This window comes from Parashewanella sp. 2304DJ23-3 (assembly GCF_056591695.1).
The window spans coordinates 54,220-77,082 of the sequence record NZ_JBWQOH010000013.1; the positions used below are offsets into that span (position 1 = coordinate 54,220).

Genomic DNA, 22,863 nt, shown 5'->3' on the forward strand with positions numbered 1-22,863 from the left:
CAATACCATTTTAAAGGAGCAAGCATGACTTTTGGTCGATACTTAGTAATGACACTCATATTACTTTGTAAGTTTACAGCCTCTTATGCTGCCCCAACGGTAAGGCAAAATGACACTTTTAAGGTCGACAAAATTATCATCATCAACCACTCAATTTTTGATGAAAGTGCCGATAACGCCTTTTTCATTCATCACTGGGCTAATGAGCTGCACACCAACACACGCCCAAAAGTCATTTTAGACCGACTCAATTTTGCCGAAAAAGATACGGTGGATGCACAAGACATCACTGAAGCTCAGCGAGTCCTCAGAAGGCTGCCGTACATTCGTGACGCCAAAGTATACATTGCCAAACCCGACCCTGACGCTGATATGAAAAGCAAAGGTAAAATCATTGTGGTAGAAACTTGGGACAATTGGTCATTACTACCCACTGCGAACTTCAGCCACAGCAATGGTGAAAGTAAGTATTCATTTGGGGTTAAAGAAGATAACTTAGTCGGCTTAGGCATTGGCACAAGTTTTCAATATCAATCTAACAGAGATAGAAAGGGGTACCTCTTTGGCCTGTCAGCACCTGTGAAATGGGTGAAACATGCGGATGTTAGTGCAAGTTATTACGATAATAGTGATGGTAAAGCAATTAACTTTAGCTTTGATAAACCCTTTTATACGCTTGAAGGTACCCACAGCTATTCAGTCAATTATAACGATGAGCAGCGCATTGATACCATACGTCAAAATGGCGAAGATGTTGAGCAATTCGAGCATAATATCCATCAAGCCAGCCTTAATTATGGTTGGCTGCTCTCTCATAACAGTGAACAGCTATCAAGATTATCGGTTGGTGTAACTCAGGACAAACATGAATTTATTTCTACTAACGTGTCGGGGCAACGCCCTGCTGACAGAGACTTTTTATACCCTTGGGTAAATTATCAGTTTATTCAAGATGACTTTCGGGTTTTACAAAATGTTCGCCTAATACATAAGAACGAAGACATTAATTTAGGCTGGCAACATAGTTTCACTCTCGGGCTTGAAACTCAAGATACAAGACCTAATAGTGAGTTGGGATACCATTTAAATTGGTCTACGTCAAAAGGCTATCAACATAAACAACATTTGTTTCTGATGAACCTAAATGGAGAAGGCCACTTCAATACTTCTCAACAAGACTATTACCGAATGAATTTGAGTGGTGAATACTTTTATCACTTTACGCCTAAATGGATAGGCTATGGCAAAGCACGATTTACCACTTCAAAACATCTACCCTTAGATCAACTTAACACCCTAGGAGATGAAACTGGCGTTAGAGGGTATCCTGATGATTATCAGCATGGTGATAATGCATGGCTCACTACGGCAGAACTTAGGTATATCCCTAACATAAATCTCTATCAACTGGCCGACCTTGGCTGGGCGGTTTTTACTGATTTTGGTCGGGCGTCTGGAGGTAGAGCGCATTTGAATGAAGAACAAGGCGTTATTGGTAGCGTTGGTATTGGCGCAAGATTGTATTCATCTAAAGCCAGTTACGGTAACGTCGCCCATATTGATTTGACCTACCCATTAACCTCTGGCACTGATGTAGGTGGTTTTGAATGGCGATTTGAAGTCCGTCGTCAATTTTAATCTCTCATCATCTATCTTTCGAGCATAAAAACTTTCTCTGACCTAAACTGTATTGCATGTTTCTTTTAGCCAATTTAAGCACTCTAGCAGAAACTCACCAATAAAAATTATTACATTCTTGTGCACTACGCCCATTAAACGGAATTTTGGAGTAACACAATGAAGTACATGTTTAGCTTATCAACTTGCGCATTAGCTTTAGGCTTAACAGCCTGTGGTAGCGACAATAAAAGCACGACACCCGAAACCCCCATAGAACAACCACAAACCGTCACTGTTCAAGGTAAAGTGATGGCTCATGATCATATTAAAAATGCTCGTGTGTATATGGACAGTAATGAGGATGGTTCATACACCAGCGGCGAACCGACCACCATGTCAGGGGAGCAAGGCAATTATGTTCTTCAGAATGTTTCAAAAGCGGATGCTGACTCAAAACCTATTCGAGCTTTCATTACTCTTGAATCTTCCGATATGTCTGATCATGCCATGCTCGGTAATGTGCAGCTTTCGAGTAATGCAAGCATGAAGATGATCTCACCTTGTACAGACCTTATTTACAACATGATGGACAATGGTTTTACACAGGATTCGGCGCAAGCCGCTGTTCGTGAGAGCATAGAAACATGTGAACCCACTATTGACTATGTCTCTCAGGCTAAATCTACCGACACGAATAAGCTACAAGCTGAATTGGCGAGACAAATGCAATACATGGCCAATACGGTAATGACTGTAAAGCATGAATATCATGCTCAGTTTTCTGACGATTTAGCCGCATTAATTCGGGAAGAGAAACCAGACATCAAAGATAAAGAGCTGAATGATTTGATCGATAAAATTCATAGATCAAATACAATGAGGCATATCAAAAAACTAGCACAAGAAGCTTATCAAGCAAGAATCGGCAAGATAGATAAACCGTTTGCTTTTGAAAACTTTTCGCCTACCACTAAGCGAGCATTGAAACTTACTGGCACTAGCCTTAAGTTGATGCAACAAGCCGCTGAACTCGACCAACAAGCCCCAACATATGATTTAAAAGCAGAAATCACGACAGATGGGTTATTTGAATTAGCGGGAGAGAACTCTCACGATGAGCAATACATTCGTTATTCGCAACGAAGAATATCACCAGAAACAGGGATTTCATCGTTCAAGTCATACCAATTTAACGGTACTGCTTTCGAGTTAATACAAAACAGCGGGTTCAGACAAACTCGTGTCCTCCACGACAATGAATGGACCTTGCTGCCGAATAAGTACTCTCATCGAATCATTGATGACAAACTTCAACTCCTGAATCCAGACGTTCCAACCTTTAGCCAAACGGTTAAAGCAACAGAACATACCCTTGATAATTTATTATTATCTACAGCGTTACAATCGAATACAGCACTGATTAACGCATGGAAACAAGTTCTCCCTGATACGAAATTCCCTAAGGGCTCTAGACTCTTTAAATATAGAACGGTTGCTAACGCTGATATTTATGCCATTCACGATGAATTAGTTTGCGACAACAAGGCTGATTTAAACGATATATGTAATCAGGTGAATTTATACTCTACTGATGAAGCGCCTGACATTGCAACAACATTAGAACAGCTAAAATCCAGTAGTGCATCTAATGGCTCTTTGACGCAATTTAGTGGTGTACTTATCGCTCAACAAGGCCAAATGAAGCTTTATGTTGAGTTACTCCCAACACTCAATGAAGTGATATTTTATAAACTATTTTGGAAACACTCGACAGAAGACGATTCTGGTCGATTGCTGTTAGAAAAACTAGGCCATAGCAGCTGGAGTCAAAAGCAAGTTAACGACAAAGCCGTTATTATTATCGGGCTGCCTGAATCAGTCAGAAGCTTTGACTTTAAGTCTCTTTCTCACAAAAAACTTTTATTTACTGTGCATGAGGGCTTTGTTCGCTCTGGATTTTTTAAAGCCGAAGGAACAAGCGAACATGACGGACTGATTGCTTTAAATAAGATTGCATTAGATACATTATTGGCAAATGTTAACACAGAGAAATGGCAGAGCCTTACTCCTCCGCACTTTTTGGAGAGTGATTTTACCTGTCGCCAAGGCAACACAGTTTCAATTGGTCGATTTATACCTGAGCAAGCAACACTTAAGACAAACGCAGAAGTCGACACCATGATGAATAATTGTGTTGAAAGCACGAACATTCCTGATCTTACAGAAATATTTGTGCCCAACACGACGCTCACTAGCTTTACCTTTGATGATAAGAAGCTAACTGAAATTTTCTTAGATGACCAAGGCGAGTATTGCCAGACCTTCTATGGTTTTGGCCAGCCAAGGACAAACTGTCAACCAGCAACCATCAGCGAAAGTCATATTTCAGGCGTGATCACAGACACCAACAACGATATTACTCAACGTTGGAGCATGAGATCGTACAAATTTGAAAATTGTAAGCTCTACATAAAAACCGTCACTGAAGATGATAACTGGTCTCTACATCTGGATGGGACAAAGAATTTTGTTGGCGATAATATTTTTAAGCTAACAGGAACAGAAGCTTGCCCTGCAGAAACATCTGAGTAACTCAGCAAGCAGTGATAAGGCTAGTCCTTATCACTGTCTCTTAATGTAACAGCTTCTAAATGATCTGCTTGATTCACTAAACTTTTAAATAGCGCAAACTGGTTTAACGCGCGTTGAAAATTATGTTCTTTATGCGACACATTAAAATACACATCACCACTCAAAAAGTCCGTCAAGAAACGCACCGCTAACATCAGAGACATTGAAAGTGCGCCTAACCATAAGCTTTTCCGCTCCTCCGTCGTAATAGTGTTACCCCATTCGAAAAGGTAACCCTCTACGATCGCTTCAAATACATCAGCCCTTGCAACGACCTGTTGATAATTGGTGCTATCTTCCTCCTCAGGAGAACAAAAAGTGCGTACCATATCGCCAAAGTCATACATTAAATAGCCTGCCATTGTCGTGTCTAAGTCAATGACGGCTTTCACTTGATGACTCTTAGCATCAAAAAGTAAATTGTTGATTTTGGTATCATTATGACAAACTCGAATCGGAAGAACGGCTTCAATTTCATTCACTTCGTTGATGAGCCATTGCTGTGCCAACACCTGCTCGACAAATGGTTGTACATCACTCACCCGACGAAACTCATCTTTGGCAATCGCCAGTTTTAATTGAGTAAAGCGTTGCTCAAGGTTGTGAAAACCGGGGATCACCTCTTGGAATTTACTCGGTTTAATCGCAGAAGCGTTCAATGTGAAATGACCAAAAGCTTGAGCAGCTTTGAAGGCTTGTTTTGCTGTTGTTACCACATCAATGCTGTAGCTATTTTTAACAAAATCAATGGCTCGCCAAACGCCTAAAGCTTCATCATCCACCTTTTCAGAGCCAGATAATGTGTTATAGCAACCAATACTTTGAAATCGATACTCGCCAGCCTCAGCACACTGAGATAACGTTCGATGCAGCAACTGAAAATTATTCATCAACGCCGAAGAGATAGGAAATACATGCGTATTAATTTTTTGCAGTACAAATTGCTTTTCAGCCGTCTCGACAAGCCAGGTTTGATTGATATGACCGCTGCCAATCGCTGAGATTTTTGCAGCTTGACTCGCTGTCTCATCAAGATAGTGAGGCAGTATCTGGTTACGAATGACTTGGATCATTCTATATAAGCTCTAAAGATCGCATTTTTAGATAAATCAGATTGTGAGCCCTTTAAGCTAAACGTATAACCACATAAACTCACTTTGCCTCGACGAGCTACGTCTTTAATAATGGCCTTAGTATCCAGTGGTGAAAAGTCAGCTTGAGAGCTGTTATTTCTGTCAGCCAAACGCTCAACGGTCATCGGGCGATAAGTCGTCCCATTATTAAAACGTAAATGACGACAGCTCCTGTCACCCTTAGCATTATCAAGTTGCCACAAAGTTTCCACACCACCGTCAGAACCTAGCCAACTCATAAATAACTTATCACCTTGCAATGAAAGCTCGAAACCGTCTCTGAGTGATACAGTTTCTCTTGGTTGAGTATTCTCGGTTATCTCTGGTTGCATGGCAGTCGGCTCTTCATCTGCATTACCATCTGTCGACATCAAACTGCTCATCAAAATACCAATCACAGCTAACCCAAGAACACCTACACCTGCCATTAGCCACTGCTTTTGATTCAAAGGGGCCTCTTCGATAACTTCTTGAATTTGCGAGCCAATGCTTGAGTGATCTTCGGTCGCTGAAAAGCTTTCCGGCTCAACATGCTCAACGTCACTGTTTAAAGATGGCTCAACTCGTCGAGTTGCATTGGCTTTTGCCATTTGATGAATCGCTGGACCTTGATAACCCAATTCAAAACGCCCCACACTACGACTTGGGAAAACAGCAAGCAGCATGCTGCCAATCACACCCAATAACATCGTTGCGAGCCACCAACTCAAAGAACCTGAAAAACTGGTCAGTAGAGCGGTTAACCACCATGGTATCTGAGTTAATAGCCCCATCCATTGCGGTTTGTTCGCATCACGACAACGACGCTGACTCGTGAAAAACAAAATCGGTGCACCAACAAGCGCAGCGATTAAGACACTGGCATTACTGCCAAATAATCCAATCCATAACAGCATGAACAGATAACTGCATACTGTTATCGCCATGGTTCTTGAACCTGTATCTCGACCTTTCAAACAAATCAGTGAATGTAGCAACACTTAATTAAACCCCACTTACTCAAACCTTGGTGGCACTCTAGCTAATATACAGAGTATAATACTCGTTATAATTTAGAAATCGTATCATCAATTAAATTAACAGTTCGATTTCATCTCCCAAACATAAAACACCGGATTATGATCCTATGAGCGCCCAAGGAACTCTTTATATTATTTCGGCTCCAAGTGGAGCAGGAAAGTCATCGTTGATCTCTGCTTTACTACAAGACCAGCCAAGTGACATGCAACTTTCAGTTTCTCACACCACCCGTGCGCCACGCCCAGGTGAAGAAAACGGTAAACACTATCATTTTGTTAGCCAAGCAGAATTCAAGACACTGATCACGCAAGATAACTTTGTTGAGTGGGCTGAAGTGTTTGGCAACTACTACGGCACGTCTAAAGTCGTGATTGAAGAAACACTGGCTAAAGGCATCGATGTATTTTTAGATATCGACTGGCAAGGTGCTCAGCAAGTGAAGCAGATCATGCCACAAGCTGTTGGGGTGTTTATCCTACCACCTTCAAAAGTAGAATTAGAGCGCCGATTAACTGGCCGAGGTCAGGACAGCGAAGAAGTGATTGCAGGCCGTATGGCACAAGCGGTTTCCGAAATGTCACACTACAATGAGTATGAGTACATCATTGTGAATGACAATTTTGCCACAGCACTGGGTGATTTAACTACGATCATTCGCTCACAGCGTTTGACTCAAACTAGTCAGACCCATACACATAATGATATGCTAAAGAGTCTCTTGGCAGAATAATTGTCTTCGTGTACAATTTTGCGTCATTTTTAACTATTTAAATCGATAATTGGAGTTCTATTACATGGCTCGTGTAACTGTAGAAGATGCCGTTGAACAAATCGGCAACCGTTTTGACATGATCTTGGTTGCAGCCCGTCGTGCTCGCCAAATTGCAGTACAGGGCAAAGACCCAATGGTCGAAGAAGAAAACGATAAGCCAACGGTTATCGCACTGCGCGAAATCGAACTTGGTTTAGTTAACGCTGGTACTCTTGATGCTGCAGAGCGTCAATCAGTACGTGAGCGTGAAGCCGCTGAAATTGCTGCAGTTGCTGCTATCGCTGAAGGGCGTACAGCACTTTAATCACTGCTTTTTATGCAGATATAATGTATAGAGACTGGCCTCGGCTGGTCTCTAGTTATAAGGAAAGTTTATAGGAGTACTGATACTTGTATCTGTTTGAAGGTCTAAAAGAAGTCGCTTCCAGTTATCTTACCGAGGAGCAGGTCGCCCTACTCAAACAGGCTTTTGTCGTCGCCAAAGACGCCCATGAAGGCCAAATGCGATCCAGCGGCGAACCCTATATTACTCACCCTGTTGCTGTTGCCACTATCCTTGCCGAAATGCGCCTTGACCATGAATCACTCATGGCAGCTCTCCTCCACGACACCATTGAAGATACTCCAATAACCAAAGAAGAACTCAGTGAGTTATTTGGCAATGATGTTGCAGAACTCGTCGAAGGCGTGTCAAAACTCGACAAATTAAAGTTCAGAGACAAAAAAGAAGCGCAGGCAGAAAACTTTCGCAAAATGATGTTGGCGATGACTCAAGATATCCGAGTTATCCTTATAAAACTGGCTGACCGTACCCACAATATGCGTACATTGGGCTCGTTAAGACCCGATAAACGCCGTCGTATTGCCCGTGAAACTCTCGATATTTATGCACCAATCGCTAACCGTTTGGGCATCCACAATATCAAAACTGAATTAGAAGATTTGGGTTTCCAAGCTTATTACCCAATGCGCTATCGCGTATTAAAGATGGTAGTAAAAGCCGCACGAGGCAATCGTAAAGAGATCATTCAAAGCATTGAAGCGGCGATTAATACTCGACTTGAAGATACGCAACTGCCAGGTGGTGTAAAAGGCCGCGAAAAGAATTTATTTTCCATCTACAACAAGATGGTAAACAAAGAATTGCAGTTTCAGGAAGTCATGGATATCTATGCCTTCCGCATTACCGTAAAAACCATCGATTGCTGTTACCGTGTATTAGGCGCAATGCATGGGCTTTATAAACCACGCCCTGGTCGTTTCAAAGATTATATTGCAATGCCGAAAGCTAACGGCTATCAATCTTTGCACACCTCTTTGCTGGGGCCTCACGGTGTGCCCGTTGAAATTCAAATCCGTACTGAAGATATGGATCAAATGGCGGACAAAGGCGTTGCTGCGCATTGGGCTTATAAAGCCGATGAAAAAGGTGCGACCACAGGCACAACCAGTCAAGTACGTGCTCGTAAATGGATGCAAAGCTTATTAGAGCTACAGCAAAGTGCCAGTTCCTCTTTTGAATTTGTTGAAAACGTGAAAACCGATCTGTTCCCAGACGAAATTTACGTATTCACGCCTGATGGCCGTATCTTAGAACTTCCTGTTGGCGCCACAGCGGTAGACTTTGCTTATGAAGTGCATACCGATATCGGTAATACTTGTGTGGGCGCCAAAGTGAACCGTCAAGCTTATCCACTCAGTTTGCCGCTTGAGTCCGGTCAGACCGTAGAAATCATCACTGCTAATGGTGCACGACCAAATGCGGCTTGGCTCAACTTCGTGGTGACAGGCAAAGCACGCTCTAAGATTCGCCAAGTTCTCAAGACCGTTAAAGGCCGTGATGCTATTGCGCTGGGCAGACGTTTACTCAATCATGCACTCGGTGAGACACATCACTTAGAAAGTATTGCACAAACACAAATTGATAAAGTACTAGAAGATACTAAGCATGACTCGTTAGATTCATTACTGGCCGACATTGGTTTAGGTAATGCAATGAGCATTGTGATTGCACAGCGGCTACTGGGCGATCAAGCACCAACAGAAACCGATGATAACCGCGATTCACACTTAATGCCGATTCGTGGTGCAGAAGGTATGTTAGTCACCTTTGCTAACTGCTGCCGCCCGATTCCAGGTGATATCGTTATCGCTCATGTCAGCCCAGGTAAAGGCTTAGTGGTGCACATGGAAAACTGCAAAAATATTCGTGGTTACGATTCTGAACCAGATAAGTATATTCCAGTGCAATGGGATAACGCTGAAGGTGCGGAGTTCCAAGCAAACCTACGAATTGAAATTGTGAATCATCAAGGTGCATTAGCGAAAATCACTAATATTGTATCCGTAGAAAAATCGAATATTCATAATCTAAGTACCGAGGAACGTGACGGCAGAGTCTATTTGATTAACCTTAGAATTTCGGTGACCGATCGTATTCACCTTGCGAATGTAATGCGCCGAATTAGGGTTTTGCCGGAAGTACTGCGTACCTCTAGAAATAAATAGACTAGCTAACCTGAGTTTTGGATAATGAAATCTATAAACTTTTGTTTGTACATATTATGATTAAAACTCACCTACAGTGCTGATAGTTGCGTCGAGTACAAGGCGCAATTTGTTGTAATAGCAAGTCTATTTCAGCAAATTGCAACGCCGGAATAGGCGAAAATAGCGGTGCTATAGAGGTTTGCTTATCCAAAGTTCAGGTTACATAATAACAAGACGAGATGACATCATGGCAGAAAAACACATTATTGCGACTGAAAAAGCACCAGCAGCGATTGGTACCTATTCTCAAGCTGTAAAAGTAGGTGATACGGTATATCTATCAGGCCAAATCCCATTAGTGCCTGAAACCATGGAAATGGTGAGTGATGACTTTGCAGAGCAAACGGTTCAAGTATTCGAAAACATGAAAGCCGTTTGTGAGGCCGCTGGCGGAAGCTTGGCTGATATCGCTAAACTCAATATCTTCTTAATTGATTTATCCCACTTTGCTACCGTAAACGAGATCATGAGCCGCTACTTTACTCAACCATACCCTGCACGTGCAGCCATTGGTGTGAAAGAGCTGCCAAAAGGCTCTCAAGTAGAAATGGACGCCATTATGGCGCTATAATTAGCGTTATTGAACAAAGGCGCATTATGCGCCTTTTTTATTGTCACACAATCACAGTTAATCGCCATGACTCCAGAACGCTTTGCTCGCATCACTGAATTGCTCAATAATCGCCAACCAGATTTAACGGTGTGCTTGGATACAGTGCATAAGCCAAATAATATTTCAGCTGTTGTTCGCACTGCCGACGCAGTGGGAATTAATCAAATTCATGCTATTTGGCCTGATGCCGATATGCGTGTTTCTGGTAACACTGCATCTGGTAGCCAGCAGTGGGTACAAGTCAAAAAGCATTACACCTCAGACGAAGCCATCACTGCACTGAAAGCACAGGGTATGCAAATTTTGGTGACCAACTTCAGTCCTAATGCTAAAGACTTCCGTGAGATTGATTACACTAAGCCAACAGCGTTGGTCATGGGCAATGAAAGAACCGGAGTCAGTCAAGCCATGATTGATGCCGCAGATCAAGAAGTGATTATTCCGATGGTGGGCATGGTGCAATCGTTAAACGTATCTGTCGCCACTGCTTTGGTATTATTTGAAGCGCAGCGTCAACGCCAAGACGCAGGGATGTATGGCCAATGTAAATTGAGCGATGAATATTGTCAGAAGCTCTTGTTTGAACAAGGTCACCCACAATACACCAAGGCATGCCGTAAAAAGGGGATTGAATATCCAGCCATTGGACCTGACGGACAAATTGTCGCTTCTGAGGACTGGTGGCACAGATTAAGGACTACACCCGACCTCGAAGAATTTCAATCCTTGTAGACTTCTCGCTTTCACTTTTATCTTGAGCTATTTCAGCATTTACCTCTTGCTGGTAGCTCTCTCTGAGTTGTTGGTGTTTCTTGATCGTCTCTAGTGGGGTCTTGCGATTGGCTTTAGGAGAAAAGTCGGATTCATCGAAAGGGATCGGTTGAAAAACCTCTTCTAATGGATCAGATAGATCAGCAGTTTTACCTTGCGGTTTATCTGATCGAAGGTCCGGAATAATCTTCTCTGATTCTGAATCAGCCCACAACGACTTAATCTTACCTCGATTTACTGCTCTCTTTTCTCTCTCTACTTTTAAGTGTTCATTAAAGTCGTTTAGTGTTGCTTTATCGATGTAATCAAGAACAAGTTTCCTTTCTTTTTCTGTTTTATGTTCTTTAGCATCAATTCTTTTTATTCTATAAGGGGTCTTGCGAGGTTGTGCTTTTTCAAAATTAGCGTAACACTCCGCTAAATCAAGAGGTTCAAAAAAGTCATAATCTGATAATTCAATGACATCATTTGCCATCGCAAAAGCAAAGTTTTTTCTAATATTTGCGATTTGTTGATGTTTTCTATGAACAACAGAGTCTTGTGTTTCTTGTTCAGCATCGTCGCAATCACGAATGCAAATCAGTGCGATATCCAGCCGCCTCCCAATTTCTTCTTTATGTCGCTTCATAATGCCTTCTTTGGCTTTGCACTGCTTTTCTAGTTTAAGTATTTGTTTTGCCGGTTCCTCTTCAATTGGTTTTTGCGCACTTTCTAACGCTTCAATTTGCTCTTTCATCTCAGCATTTTCGTGAAGCAGAATAGAAATTTTTTGATATAAATCCTGTGCATCTTCGACAATGTCATCAACTAATCGACAAGCTACCTCCAATACTTCTTCTGAATGGTAAACGTCGAGCGGTTCAAGCTTTCGCTCTAATGTTTCTAATACTCTCTTTGACCTATTATCCGTTTGGCTTCTAATTTTCTGAAGCGTACTTCTAAACACCTCTTCTGTCATTGTCCCTTTTGTTAAACTTTCAACTACACTGCTACTCGTAGAGCTTTGTCGTTCTAACTCTCTAAACACCAGTCGTTGATCTTTAAGATCGTGTAATTTTAGTCCCTCACTCATACTTGGGTATTTAGCTTTGAGTTCACCATCCACCTCTGGCTTTACTGCTACAGGAGATAATGATTTGCTTTTTTTGTATGCCTTTTGAGTGTACCTATCTTGAAGCTCTCGCTTTACACCTTTTTTGACGGGATAGTCAACGGTACTCACTTTGGGCTTTTCTACGTGAACGCTAACCACCAACGTCGGTTCAGGTTCCTTTTTTACCTGTGCTAATGGCTTGGTTTTACCTTGGAGCTTAAGCTGTTTTGCATGAAAAGAACTTTGTTTGTTTCTTACCAAAACCAGCTCTGAATTAAATAGCTTCAATTGTTCAGCGCAGTCTTCTTTATACTCATCAGAGCTATAGCGACCCTTGGCATGCTCTAGGCAAAGTGTTGCGTTAATCAATTTCGACTCAGCTTGATCCATTCTGTCGCTCTGTTTGAACGATCGACATGGTCGAGATTTCCATTCCTCACCCAACAAGTCATCTACTTCATCAGAAAATGAGGTTGCAAGATTCCAATAGCACAATGCCACCGCCTCTCTAGCTTCAATATCTTTTAAAGGATAATTTTTTAAATTTAGGAGCTGTTGTAAGCCTTCCTCTGGAGGGGTCATTGACTCAATCTCTTTTAGTCTCTCCTCAAGTAATTTAATGCATGTAAAAACATTTCTGTCTGTCACTATTTCTTCTTCGGGAAGCCCTTCTTGCTGTAAATCTTCTCGTTTGTCACTAAGCTTTGAGATCGTTTCCTCAACTTGCTTCAAAAATCGTTCACAATCATTCTGATCACTTTTAGAGGGGTATAATTGCTTAAGTGACACTAGTTGTGGCTTCAACAATTTTAGCCTTTCCAAACAATCTTCGATTTTTGCTATGTTACAGGGAGCTGTATCTCCCAATTCTCCATGAGCAGTTTCAGGTAAAACACCGATACTTTCTAAAGTGTCAACCACGCCATCATGAAAAGCTCCAATCGTGTCCCAAACTTTATTCGCTAAATCAAGCTTTTCTTTGGTTTGTTGCCGCTTTGTGAGGGTAAGCAAGGTTGCTTTTTCAAGATAAGTGGTCACTGTTGCTTTGAAGGCTTCACAAGATTGATCATCCGGATCTGAAATACCGCTATCGTCACACTCTTGTGTGCCTTGATATATTGCCTGAAATGTAGAACTAGTCCCAGATACAGCCATAATGATTTATCTCAGAACGATAAGTTATTACATGCTAGCTCACTATGTATAACTGGAATATTTACAGATAATTATCATTTATTAATAAAAAAGAGCCCCACTGCCATCGGAAACAGGGGGCTCACCCAAAGATGAGTGCAACATACTCACTTCGAAACGCAGAAGTAAACAAAGGTTGTTTACTTAAAATTAGATAGGGAGATGACTGGGATGCCTGCTCAGCACAGGCATACTAAGTTTTTATTGAGGGGAGTTGATTAAAAATCAAAACCCACATCAAAGTTATAACGGAAACCAACATTGAATTGAGTCGAATCTAGCTGGTACTCAAAATCATTTTGTTGAACTTCAGCAAACATATAGAAGTCTGGGCTTGTGTGATACTCAAGCGTGGCATTGTAAGCGTCGTAATTGAAGCTTGAACCACCATCAACACCATCTTCAAACATAGATACACCTAGTTTTACTTTGTAGGTGTTATTAATTTTATATGCAGCAACCACATCTAAGGTATTACCGTCAGTCGTCGTTTGGCCATAGGCATTGGCTTCAGTAAGATCAATAGAGGTATCTTGATATGATGTCGCTAGGTATAAATCACCGAAGCTTTTTGATACAGAGAAACCAATCGTATCTTCCGTATTAATACCGCGATCACGGCTATAGTAAGCTACAGCAGCTCTGAAAGCGTCACCATTATATTCAAGACCCGTGTTGAACAGATCTGCACCTGAGTCACCATCACTTCCATCAAATTGACCATCAACTGAGAAGTTAAAGTCACCGAAAGACTTACGATAAGTCACTAAGTTATTAACACGGAACGGACTTGCACTGTCATAAGCTAATGGCGTAGATGCACGGTTAAAGATATCAACCGGATCAGCAATCATGTTGTATTGTGTTGACGCCTGCTTACCAATAGCAACGCGACCAAAATCACCTTTCACACCCACATACGCTTTACGAGCTTCACCAAAGTCACCATTCGCTTGAATGTTTACTTTAAATTCACCCTTAGCAAATGCCGTTAAACCGTTATTTAATTTGTGCTCAGTGGCAATACCGATGCGAGAAAGTGCGTCACCCACATCCCAATTAGAACCTTCATCAGTGTCAGTAACACCAAACGTTGGGCGTAATGTGCCGTAGAAGTTTAATTTGTGACGAGTTGGCTTTTTCAGTGGTTTGCTGACCACTGTTTTCGTCATGACTTTCTTTGCTACCGTTTGTTCTTTTTCTAGCTCAGCCAGACGTTGCTGGATTTGATCTAATTGTTGTTGTAGTTCTTCTTTAGATACATCTGCTGCTTGAGCAAACGAAGCACTAATAGCAAGAGGGAGTAGAGCGAGTTTGATTGTATTTTTAAACATGGATTTTTCCTTTTTATTTTTATTCAGTGCCGTTTTCGGCATCTTTTTTATTTCCAGTTTTCAGCCACACTCCCGACCCGTAAAAATAGAAGAAGTGAACAACAGACTGAGTAGGATATTCCAACGACCCATTCACGTTTTGTCAGAATGAGTTTATGTGCCTCAGACCACTTTTCTTGTTCACAAGAACTGAGGCACATGGAGTTGAACGCTAACGCATTAACGGTAGCTTTCAATACTTGGGCAAGAGCAGATTAAGTTACGGTCGCCAAATACATTGTCGACTCGGTTCACTGCTGGCCAGAATTTATTGGTTTTCGCATGTTGGCTTGGGAAACAAGCGATTTCACGAGAGTAAGGACGATCCCATGACTCATCACTTAAATCAGCCATGGTATGCGGTGCATTCACTAACGGATTGTTCTCCAGTGACCATGTACCTGCTGCTACGTGCTCTACTTCTTCACGAATCGCAATCATGGCATCAACAAAACGATTCAGCTCTTCAAGTGATTCACTTTCTGTCGGCTCAATCATCAAAGTACCTGCCACTGGGAATGACATGGTCGGTGCGTGGAAACCATAATCCATGAGACGTTTAGCGATATCTTCTTCGCTGATCCCAGTCGCTTCCTTAAGTGGACGTAAATCGATGATGCACTCATGGGCAACACGACCGGCGTTGCCGCGGAACAATACTGGATAATGTTCACTTAAACGCTCCATCACATAGTTCGCACTTAAGATGGCAACTTCAGTTGCTTCTGTTAACCCTTTGCCTCCCATTAAGGCAATGTATGCCCAAGAGATAGGTAAAATAGAAGCAGACCCCATGGCTGTAGCTGAAACTGCGCCCCTCGAATTGTTTTCGCAGCTTCCAGGTAAGAATGGTGCTAAGTGAGACTTGACACCAATCGGCCCCATACCCGGACCACCACCACCATGAGGTATGCAGAAGGTTTTGTGTAAATTAAGGTGTGATACATCAGAGCCAATAAAGCCCGGAGAAGTAATTCCTACCTGTGCATTCATGTTGGCACCATCAAGATAAACTTGACCGCCAGCTGAATGCACCTTGTCACAGATATGGCGAATACCCGCTTCGTAAACACCGTGTGTAGAAGGGTATGTGATCATGATGCATGATAAGTTGTCAGCATTAGCTTCAACTTTGGCGTCTAAATCAGCCAAATCAACGTTACCTTCAGCATCACATTCCACTAAAACCACTTTCATCGATACCATTGCTGCACTCGCAGGGTTAGTACCGTGTGCAGAAGTTGGGATAAGGCAAATATTACGATGCCCTTCACCACGACTTTCGTGATAACGCTGAATCGCAATCAGACCCGCATACTCACCTTGAGCACCAGAGTTTGGTTGCAATGAAAAATCATCATAGCCCGTTACCTTAACCAGCATCTGCTTTAGGGTATCAGACAGCTCTTGGTAGCCTTGGCATTGATCTTTTGGTGCAAACGGATGAATGCCACCAAATTCAGGCCAAGATACTGGGATCATTTGCGCTGTAGCATTTAATTTCATGGTGCACGAGCCAAGCGGGATCATGCCATGAGTCAATGAAAAATCTTTGTTCTCTAATGACTTCAAATAACGCAGCATTTGGGTTTCGCTGTGATGCGAGTTAAACACAGGATGTGTTAAGAATTCTGATTCACGACGACAGGTTTCTGGAATCGCAGCAAACTCTTCGCTCAACGCAGGTGCTACATCACCAAACTGAAGTTGCAGGCCAAACAATTTCCATAGGCTTTCAACATCTTCAGCAGTATGGGTTTCATCAAAGCTCACACCTAACTGGTTTTCAAATCGGCGTAAGTTTAATTCACTCACAAAACCCGCTTGATAGAAGTTTTCAGTCTTACCGTTGGTGTTAACTGTCACCGTATCAAAGAAATGATCATGTGCGAGTTCAAAACCTGACTGCTTAAGACCTAATGCAAAAACGCTGGCTAAATGATGCACACGACGAGCGATTTTCTTCAGTCCATCTGGGCCATGATATACAGCATAAAAAGACGCCATATTGGCAAGTAATGCTTGTGCAGTACAAATATTTGAATTGGCTTTTTCACGACGAATATGCTGCTCACGAGTCTGCATCGCCATACGCAGTGCCATGTTGTCTCGGCTGTCTTTTGACACACCAATCACACGGCCAGGAATATTCCGCTTGTGCTTATTACTGGTTGCCATAAATGCGGCATGAGGACCACCATAACCCATTGGTACACCAAAACGTTGAGCACTACCGACAACCATATCGGCACCCATTTCGCCCGGTGTTTTAAGCAAGGTTAATGCGAGTAAATCAGATGCAACAACGACCGCTGCCTTTTTCGCTTTAGCTGAAGTAATCAACTCAGACAATTCAACGACACCGCCTTGAGTGCCAGGGTACTGCAATAAGCAACCAAAGAAATCGTGATCATTCAGCTCTGACGCCGGCGCCACGACGAGCTCAAAATGAAAATATCGAGCACGAGTTTCAATGACATTCAGAGTTTGTGGATGCACATCGTCAGCCACAAAGAATACGTTCGACTTACTGCGACTCGCACGACGACAGAAGCTCATCGCTTCTGCGCTTGCTGTGGCTTCATCAAGTAATGATGCATTCGCCAATTCAAGACCCGTTATATCGATGATCATTTGTTGATAATTCAACAAAGCTTCAAGACGGCCTTGAGCAATTTCAGGCTGATAAGGCGTATATGCTGTATACCAACCTGGGTTTTCTAATACGTTTCGTAAAATCACGTTTGGCACAAAAGTATTGTAATACCCTTGGCCGATAAAGCTTTTATACACTTTATTTTGCGAAGCAATGGCCTTCAGCTCAGTCAGCATTTGTTGCTCACTTTTGGCGTCAGGTAAATCCATAGCTTGCGGAAGACGAATATCATCAGGGACGGTTTGTGAAATTAACTCTGCAACACTGCTCAGTTTTAAATGGCTTAGCATTGCGTTTACATCATTGGCATTTGGGCCAATATGACGACCAATAAATTCATCTGAGGTCGACAAGCTCGTTAATAAATCCATACTGCTCATAATTCTTGCCTTTACATAAATCAGATGACTGACTGTTATACGTTAACTAAGACTTATCATTTTCGTCATAAGCCTTAACAATCACCTGATGATATCAATTCAATTTTTAAACCAACCTGCACGCAGGTTACTCGCTGTCTAAGCCTGCTAGATAAGTAGCTTCATCCATTAAGTTTGCTAGCTCAGACGCATCACTTAACTTAATTTTTGCAATCCAGCCGCCTTTAAACGGAGATTCATTAACTAATTCAGGGCTGTCTTCAAGCTCTTCATTCACTTCAAGGATTTCACCTGAAACCGGAGCATAAACATCCGATGCCGCTTTCACGGACTCAACGAGAGAGAAACCTTCCGTTGCCGTCGTGTCTTCACCCACTTCAGGTAATTCAACGAATACCACGTCACCCAATAGGCCTTGAGCGTGCTCAGAAACACCTACTGTTACGGTGCCATCACCATTGTCTTTGACCCACTCATGGCTTTTTGCGAATTTGTAATTTGCTGCAACACTCATAATCTTTTCCTGCTTTGAATTCTTGTTTTTTATTTTTTGCAATCACACCCACTGCAGCGAGTGTGACAAATACCAATTAGTTGTATAAAGGGAACTTTTTACAAAGCGCTTCTACTTTTTCAAGCACTTCTTTTTCAACCTTAGAGTTGCCTTCTGGATTTGCTGCTAGTCCATCTAGAACGTCACCAATCCAATTACCGATTAAGGTAAATTCTTCAACACCGAAACCACGAGTTGTACCTGCTGGCGTACCGAGACGAACACCAGATGTCACCATTGGTTTTTCAGTATCGAATGGAATGCCATTTTTATTACAAGTGATGCCTGCGCGTTCAAGGCTTTCTTCTGCGGCGTTACCTTTCAAACCTTTAGGGCGAAGGTCAACCAACATAAGGTGAGTGTCTGTACCGCCAGTAACGATATCGCAACCACGGCCTTGTAGGGTTTCAGCTAATACTTTTGCGTTTTGTAATACACGAGCAATGTAGCTTTCAAAGCCTGGCTCTAGTGCTTCACCAAAGGCAACTGCTTTACCCGCGATAACGTGCATTAATGGGCCACCTTGAAGACCTGGGAACACGGCTGAATTAATCTTCTTAGCAATGTCTTCATGGTTGGTTAAAATCATGCCACCGCGCGGACCGCGAAGTGTTTTATGAGTAGTGGTAGTGACAACATGCGCATGTGGAAGTGGATTTGCATGATGACCCGTCGCAATTAAACCTGCGATATGAGCCATATCTACCATCAAATAAGCACCGACTTCATCGGCGATAGCACGAAAACGCGCAAAATCAATCTGACGAGGAATGGCTGAGCCACCGGCGATGATCAATTTTGGCTTATGTTCTTTAGCTAGGGCTTCAACTTGGTCATAATCAACATGAAGCGTGTCTTGACACACACCATACTGAACCGCTTTAAACCATTTACCTGATTGAGCAGGACGAGCACCATGAGTTAAGTGACCTCCGGCATCCAATGACATACCTAAAATTGTGTCACCTGGTTGCAAGAGTGCTAACTTCACAGCACCATTGGCTTGCGCGCCTGAATGTGGTTGTACGTTTACGTATTCAGCAGAAAATAATTGCTTTGCACGGTCTTGAGCCAGTTTTTCAACGACATCAACATGCTCACAACCACCATAATAACGGCGTCCAGGATATCCTTCAGCGTATTTATTGGTTAGCAGTGAACCTTGAGCTTCCATTACCGCTTTAGAAACGATGTTTTCTGAAGCAATAAGTTCAATTTGGTTTTGTTGACGAGTGCTTTCTTGACTGATGGTTTGCATTACTGCGCCATCTACTGAAGCTAAGTCGGAAGAGAAGAAACTTTCTAGTTCACGGTCACTGTATGTTACTGCTGCTACCTTTTCCATGATATATCCTCATTTCAACAGAGCTTGATTGACAAGTTGGCTCCGTTTGGCTTAATCCACACACCAGCAAGCAAAGTGCTTAATAAACGAGAATCCACAAATGCGGGGGAAAGAAGCCCAATTGTAATTATCGTTATTTGCTGGGTCTTTTTTGACGAAAAATGTAAGCAGGGTTAATCCCTTTACTTATCCAGTGATGAGAGCCTCATGACTGTTTACGTCAACTTTACATTTTTAAAACATAACAGGGAAAAAATGAGCGATCAACAATTATTTTTCTTATTGGAAACTTTTTCTCACATGATCGAATTTATTTCCAACAATTGAGTAATAATTCTAATTCGGTGCCTATATAGCTGAATGGGAAAATATGTAACAATGTGAACAGAATGTTCAATACCAACGCCAGATCAGATATGAAAGACAATGGAAATATTGATGTCTACCCGTCAGAAGCTGTTGCTCTACAAGAAGACAGCTTCACTGCAGAAGACCCGGTAAACATAGGAAAAATTCTCAAAAAAATTCGAACTCAGTATCAATTGACGCTTGAAGATGCCAGCAAACGTACTGGTGTAGCGAAATCTACGCTTTCAAAAATTGAAAATGAGCAGATCTCTCCGACCTTTGCAATCCTACAAAAATTAGCAAAAGGTCTAGATATTGAGATCCCACAACTGTTTGTGGAGCCTAAGCAGCAACAGGCCACTGGTCGCCGTGATATCACTGAACAAGGTAAAGGTCAGCAGCATCTCACTACCACTTACGAACACGAACTACTCGCCACTCAGCTCAGTAGCAAAAAGATGCTGCCGTATAAAAGCCGCGTTCATGCTCGTAGTTTTGATGATTTTGGCGATTGGGTTCGCCATGACGGTGAGGAGTTTCTCTTAGTATTAGAAGGTGAAGCGCAATTACTGACTGAATTTTATCAACCTCGTACGCTTAAGGCTGGAGACAGCGCCTATTACGATGCCAGCATGGGCCATCTTGTGGTATCCAGCAGCGAAGAAGATGCACTCATTCTTTGGATCACCACCTCATAACCCGCAACAACTCTCATATCTCTGGCGTTCTTCTGGTCTGTCCTCTCATGGAGGGCAGCCAAAGTTTACCAAAGCGTCAACTTTAACCATTTAATCTACACGCCTTCAACTTTCACACATAATCAATAAAAATCATTAACATAGATAAATCAATTTGTATCAATTATGATTATTTGCCGCACTTTTTTGTTAAAAAAAGGTTGATTTTATATTTTAAAAGTCTACTTTGTTTCCGATAGGAAACTTGGATTCCAGCTTTGACGTAAGCGTTAAGTCGTCACAGTTGACCAGTGTGAGAGCGGATTAACTGAAGTGTTTCTGCTTATCGCAAGCCAGAGTTGGAACCAGTTTTCTAAGTACCTGATGATAAGTTCTTTGATAATTATCGTGTTCAGGTTTAGTGCAATACAAGGCGCAGTGACGAGTCATAGCCGTAGCTATGGCAAGGAGTTGCAACGAAGTAGAGTGCTGAATATGGGCACGGCAAAATCTTAAGAAATTTATGGTCAGGTACTTACCTTGAATACGATGTTGGTTAAGTGTCAGTTTGGGTGTTACTTAAGATCGTGCTCAAGGAAATAAAAACTAAAATAGGCGGTCTTAACTTTTAGCTTTTGTGACTTGCCGTTTCAATCACAATGAAGCTTAGAATCAAAAGCCAAGAGAAAATGCACAATAACGCGACACTAAAGTTGCGAAGATAATAACAACAAAATGAGGTTACTATGGATTTAGTAAGTAATTTTTTATCCTACATCAATGGAATTGTATGGGGTGTACCCATGCTGGTTCTCATTCTCGGGGTTGGACTCTTTTTAACATTCGGCTTAAAGCTGATGCCTGTACTCAAACTTGGCGCTGGTTTCAAACTGATGTGGCAAGGTCGAGTTCCTGAAAAAGACAAAGACGTTAAGGGTGAAATTAGCCCATTTAACGCTCTAATGACCTCTCTCTCCGCAACTATTGGTACGGGTAATATTGCCGGTGTTGCAACAGCTATTTTCTTAGGTGGCCCGGGTGCACTATTCTGGATGTGGGTAACTGCATTAGTGGGTATGGCAACCAAGTATGCTGAAGCCGTACTTGCGGTTAAATACCGTGAAACTGACGCAAACGGTGAGCACATTGGTGGCCCAATGTACTACATCAAAAACGGCCTTAAGAGTAAGTGGTCTTGGTTAGGCGGTGCATTCGCACTGTTTGGTTCTATCGCAGGCTTTGGTATTGGTAACACGGTACAGGCTAACTCGGTAGCAAACGCACTTGAATCAACGTTTGGGGTTTCACCAATCGTAACTGGTATCGTATTAATGGTATTAGTAGGTGCGGTTCTTATGGGCGGTATTAAGCGTATTGGCGATGTGGCTGGTAAGCTTGTACCTATGATGGCGATTTTCTACATCACTGCTGGTGTAGTTGTTCTTGGTTACCATATTGCTGACATCCCTGCTGCATTCTCTCTTATTATCGAATCTGCATTCACTGGTACTGCTGCACAAGGTGGTTTCGCTGGTGCTGCGGTTTGGGCTGCAATCCGTTTTGGTGTGGCACGTGGTGTATTCTCAAACGAAGCTGGTCTTGGTAGTGCGCCGATTGCTCATGCTGCTGCGCAAACTCATAACCCAGTTGCACAAGGTCTAGTAGCAATGCTAGGTACATTCCTAGATACGCTAGTAGTTTGTACCATTACTGGTCTTGCGATTGTCGTATCAGGCGAATGGACATCAGGTGAAACAGGTGCGGCGCTAACCGCAAAAGCGTTCAGCTCAGCGATTCCATTTGGTGACGACTTAGTTGCTATTGCATTAACAGTATTCGCATTCACAACCATTTTAGGTTGGAGTGTTTACGGTGAGAAATGTGTTCAATATTTCTTCGGCGTAAAAGGGGTCAAGCCTTTCCGTATTCTTTGGATTCTTGTTGTTCCAATCGGTGCTGCAGGTTCACTAGAGTTTATCTGGTTACTGGCTGATACCATGAATGCAATGATGGCAATTCCCAACTTGATTGCTCTGGTACTGCTTAGCCCTATCGTCTTCAAACTTACTCGCGATTACTTCGCTGGTAAAAACGTTAACGTAGACGACTAATTCTCTCTTTCATCATCAATTAA

At 42.3% G+C, this 22,863-nt stretch carries 16 protein-coding genes; 9 read left to right on the forward strand and 7 right to left on the reverse strand.

Annotated features, from left to right (window positions below; genetic code table 11):
• Positions 1 to 24: 24 nt before the first annotated feature.
• Positions 25 to 1,638, forward strand: coding sequence for a ShlB/FhaC/HecB family hemolysin secretion/activation protein (locus AC1EU2_RS17545; RefSeq protein ID WP_480299576.1), 1,614 nt, complete (start codon positions 25 to 27; stop codon positions 1,636 to 1,638).
• Positions 1,639 to 1,797: 159 nt separating this feature from the next.
• Positions 1,798 to 4,212: a hypothetical protein gene (locus AC1EU2_RS17550; protein ID WP_480299577.1), complete on the forward strand. Its 2,415-nt coding sequence runs from the start codon at positions 1,798 to 1,800 to the stop codon at positions 4,210 to 4,212.
• A gap of 20 nt (positions 4,213 to 4,232) precedes the next feature.
• On the opposite strand, the gene AC1EU2_RS17555 is transcribed toward AC1EU2_RS17550, so the two are convergent.
• Positions 4,233 to 5,324 (reverse strand): aminoglycoside phosphotransferase family protein, encoded by a 1,092-nt coding sequence (locus AC1EU2_RS17555; RefSeq protein WP_480299578.1) that lies wholly within the window; start codon positions 5,322 to 5,324, stop codon positions 4,233 to 4,235.
• Positions 5,321 to 6,364: a hypothetical protein gene (locus tag AC1EU2_RS17560; protein ID WP_480299579.1), complete on the reverse strand. Its 1,044-nt coding sequence runs from the start codon at positions 6,362 to 6,364 to the stop codon at positions 5,321 to 5,323. Before AC1EU2_RS17560 ends, AC1EU2_RS17555 begins: the two co-directional genes overlap by 4 nt.
• A 146-nt stretch (positions 6,365 to 6,510) precedes the next feature.
• On the opposite strand from AC1EU2_RS17560, the gene gmk reads away from it, so the two are divergent.
• The 5 genes from gmk (at position 6,511) to trmH (ending at position 11,071) form a co-directional block, all read left to right on the forward strand.
• Positions 6,511 to 7,134 (forward strand): guanylate kinase, encoded by a 624-nt coding sequence (gmk, locus tag AC1EU2_RS17565; RefSeq protein ID WP_480299580.1) that lies wholly within the window; start codon positions 6,511 to 6,513, stop codon positions 7,132 to 7,134.
• 64 nt (positions 7,135 to 7,198) lie between these two features.
• Positions 7,199 to 7,480 (forward strand): DNA-directed RNA polymerase subunit omega, encoded by a 282-nt coding sequence (rpoZ, locus tag AC1EU2_RS17570; RefSeq protein ID WP_129944730.1) that lies wholly within the window; start codon positions 7,199 to 7,201, stop codon positions 7,478 to 7,480.
• Positions 7,481 to 7,566: 86 nt separating this feature from the next.
• Entirely contained in the window at positions 7,567 to 9,684 is a 2,118-nt protein-coding gene (gene spoT, locus AC1EU2_RS17575; RefSeq protein WP_480299581.1) for a bifunctional GTP diphosphokinase/guanosine-3',5'-bis pyrophosphate 3'-pyrophosphohydrolase, read from the forward strand.
• A 229-nt stretch (positions 9,685 to 9,913) separates the two neighbouring features.
• Entirely contained in the window at positions 9,914 to 10,297 is a 384-nt protein-coding gene (locus AC1EU2_RS17580) for a RidA family protein (protein WP_129944728.1), read from the forward strand.
• 66 nt (positions 10,298 to 10,363) lie between these two features.
• The gene (gene trmH, locus AC1EU2_RS17585; protein ID WP_480299582.1) at positions 10,364 to 11,071 is read left to right on the forward strand and encodes a tRNA (guanosine(18)-2'-O)-methyltransferase TrmH; all 708 of its coding nucleotides are present in this window, start codon (positions 10,364 to 10,366) and stop codon (positions 11,069 to 11,071) included.
• Here trmH and AC1EU2_RS17590 read toward each other — a convergent pair.
• From AC1EU2_RS17590 to AC1EU2_RS17610, 5 genes are all read right to left on the reverse strand, one after another.
• The gene (locus AC1EU2_RS17590) at positions 11,037 to 13,358 is read right to left on the reverse strand and encodes a hypothetical protein (RefSeq protein WP_480299583.1); all 2,322 of its coding nucleotides are present in this window, start codon (positions 13,356 to 13,358) and stop codon (positions 11,037 to 11,039) included. The genes trmH and AC1EU2_RS17590 overlap by 35 nt on opposite strands.
• A 257-nt stretch (positions 13,359 to 13,615) precedes the next feature.
• Positions 13,616 to 14,731, reverse strand: coding sequence for a porin (locus tag AC1EU2_RS17595; protein ID WP_480299584.1), 1,116 nt, complete (start codon positions 14,729 to 14,731; stop codon positions 13,616 to 13,618).
• 219 nt (positions 14,732 to 14,950) lie between these two features.
• Complete coding sequence (gene gcvP, locus AC1EU2_RS17600; protein WP_480299585.1) at positions 14,951 to 17,806, reverse strand: aminomethyl-transferring glycine dehydrogenase; 2,856 nt, start codon at positions 17,804 to 17,806, stop codon at positions 14,951 to 14,953.
• 127 nt (positions 17,807 to 17,933) lie between these two features.
• On the reverse strand, positions 17,934 to 18,323 hold the full coding sequence (gene gcvH / locus AC1EU2_RS17605) for a glycine cleavage system protein GcvH (protein WP_198677715.1): 390 nt from the start codon (positions 18,321 to 18,323) through the stop codon (positions 17,934 to 17,936).
• Between the two features lie 73 nt (positions 18,324 to 18,396).
• A complete protein-coding gene (locus AC1EU2_RS17610) occupies positions 18,397 to 19,704 on the reverse strand; it encodes a serine hydroxymethyltransferase (protein ID WP_480299586.1) in 1,308 nt (435 codons plus the stop codon).
• A 389-nt stretch (positions 19,705 to 20,093) separates the two neighbouring features.
• Here AC1EU2_RS17610 and AC1EU2_RS17615 point away from each other — a divergent pair, with 389 nt between their 5' ends.
• Positions 20,094 to 20,750: a helix-turn-helix domain-containing protein gene (locus AC1EU2_RS17615; RefSeq protein ID WP_480299587.1), complete on the forward strand. Its 657-nt coding sequence runs from the start codon at positions 20,094 to 20,096 to the stop codon at positions 20,748 to 20,750.
• A 725-nt stretch (positions 20,751 to 21,475) separates the two neighbouring features.
• Positions 21,476 to 22,840, forward strand: a complete 1,365-nt coding sequence (locus tag AC1EU2_RS17620; protein WP_480299588.1) for an alanine/glycine:cation symporter family protein — start codon at positions 21,476 to 21,478, stop codon at positions 22,838 to 22,840.
• Positions 22,841 to 22,863: the final 23 nt, after the last annotated feature.

Coding starts and splice junctions, on each gene's coding strand:
- AC1EU2_RS17545 (WP_480299576.1), top strand. CDS start 25: ATGACTTTTGGTCGATACTTAGTAATGACACTCATATTACTTTGTAAG.
- AC1EU2_RS17550 (WP_480299577.1), top strand. CDS start 1,798: ATGAAGTACATGTTTAGCTTATCAACTTGCGCATTAGCTTTAGGCTTA.
- AC1EU2_RS17555 (WP_480299578.1), bottom strand. CDS start 5,324: ATGATCCAAGTCATTCGTAACCAGATACTGCCTCACTATCTTGATGAG.
- gmk (WP_480299580.1), top strand. CDS start 6,511: ATGAGCGCCCAAGGAACTCTTTATATTATTTCGGCTCCAAGTGGAGCA.
- rpoZ (WP_129944730.1), top strand. CDS start 7,199: ATGGCTCGTGTAACTGTAGAAGATGCCGTTGAACAAATCGGCAACCGT.
- AC1EU2_RS17580 (WP_129944728.1), top strand. CDS start 9,914: ATGGCAGAAAAACACATTATTGCGACTGAAAAAGCACCAGCAGCGATT.
- trmH (WP_480299582.1), top strand. CDS start 10,364: ATGACTCCAGAACGCTTTGCTCGCATCACTGAATTGCTCAATAATCGC.
- AC1EU2_RS17590 (WP_480299583.1), bottom strand. CDS start 13,358: ATGGCTGTATCTGGGACTAGTTCTACATTTCAGGCAATATATCAAGGC.
- AC1EU2_RS17595 (WP_480299584.1), bottom strand. CDS start 14,731: ATGTTTAAAAATACAATCAAACTCGCTCTACTCCCTCTTGCTATTAGT.
- gcvP (WP_480299585.1), bottom strand. CDS start 17,806: ATGAGCAGTATGGATTTATTAACGAGCTTGTCGACCTCAGATGAATTT.
- AC1EU2_RS17610 (WP_480299586.1), bottom strand. CDS start 19,704: ATGGAAAAGGTAGCAGCAGTAACATACAGTGACCGTGAACTAGAAAGT.
- AC1EU2_RS17615 (WP_480299587.1), top strand. CDS start 20,094: ATGTTCAATACCAACGCCAGATCAGATATGAAAGACAATGGAAATATT.
- AC1EU2_RS17620 (WP_480299588.1), top strand. CDS start 21,476: ATGGATTTAGTAAGTAATTTTTTATCCTACATCAATGGAATTGTATGG.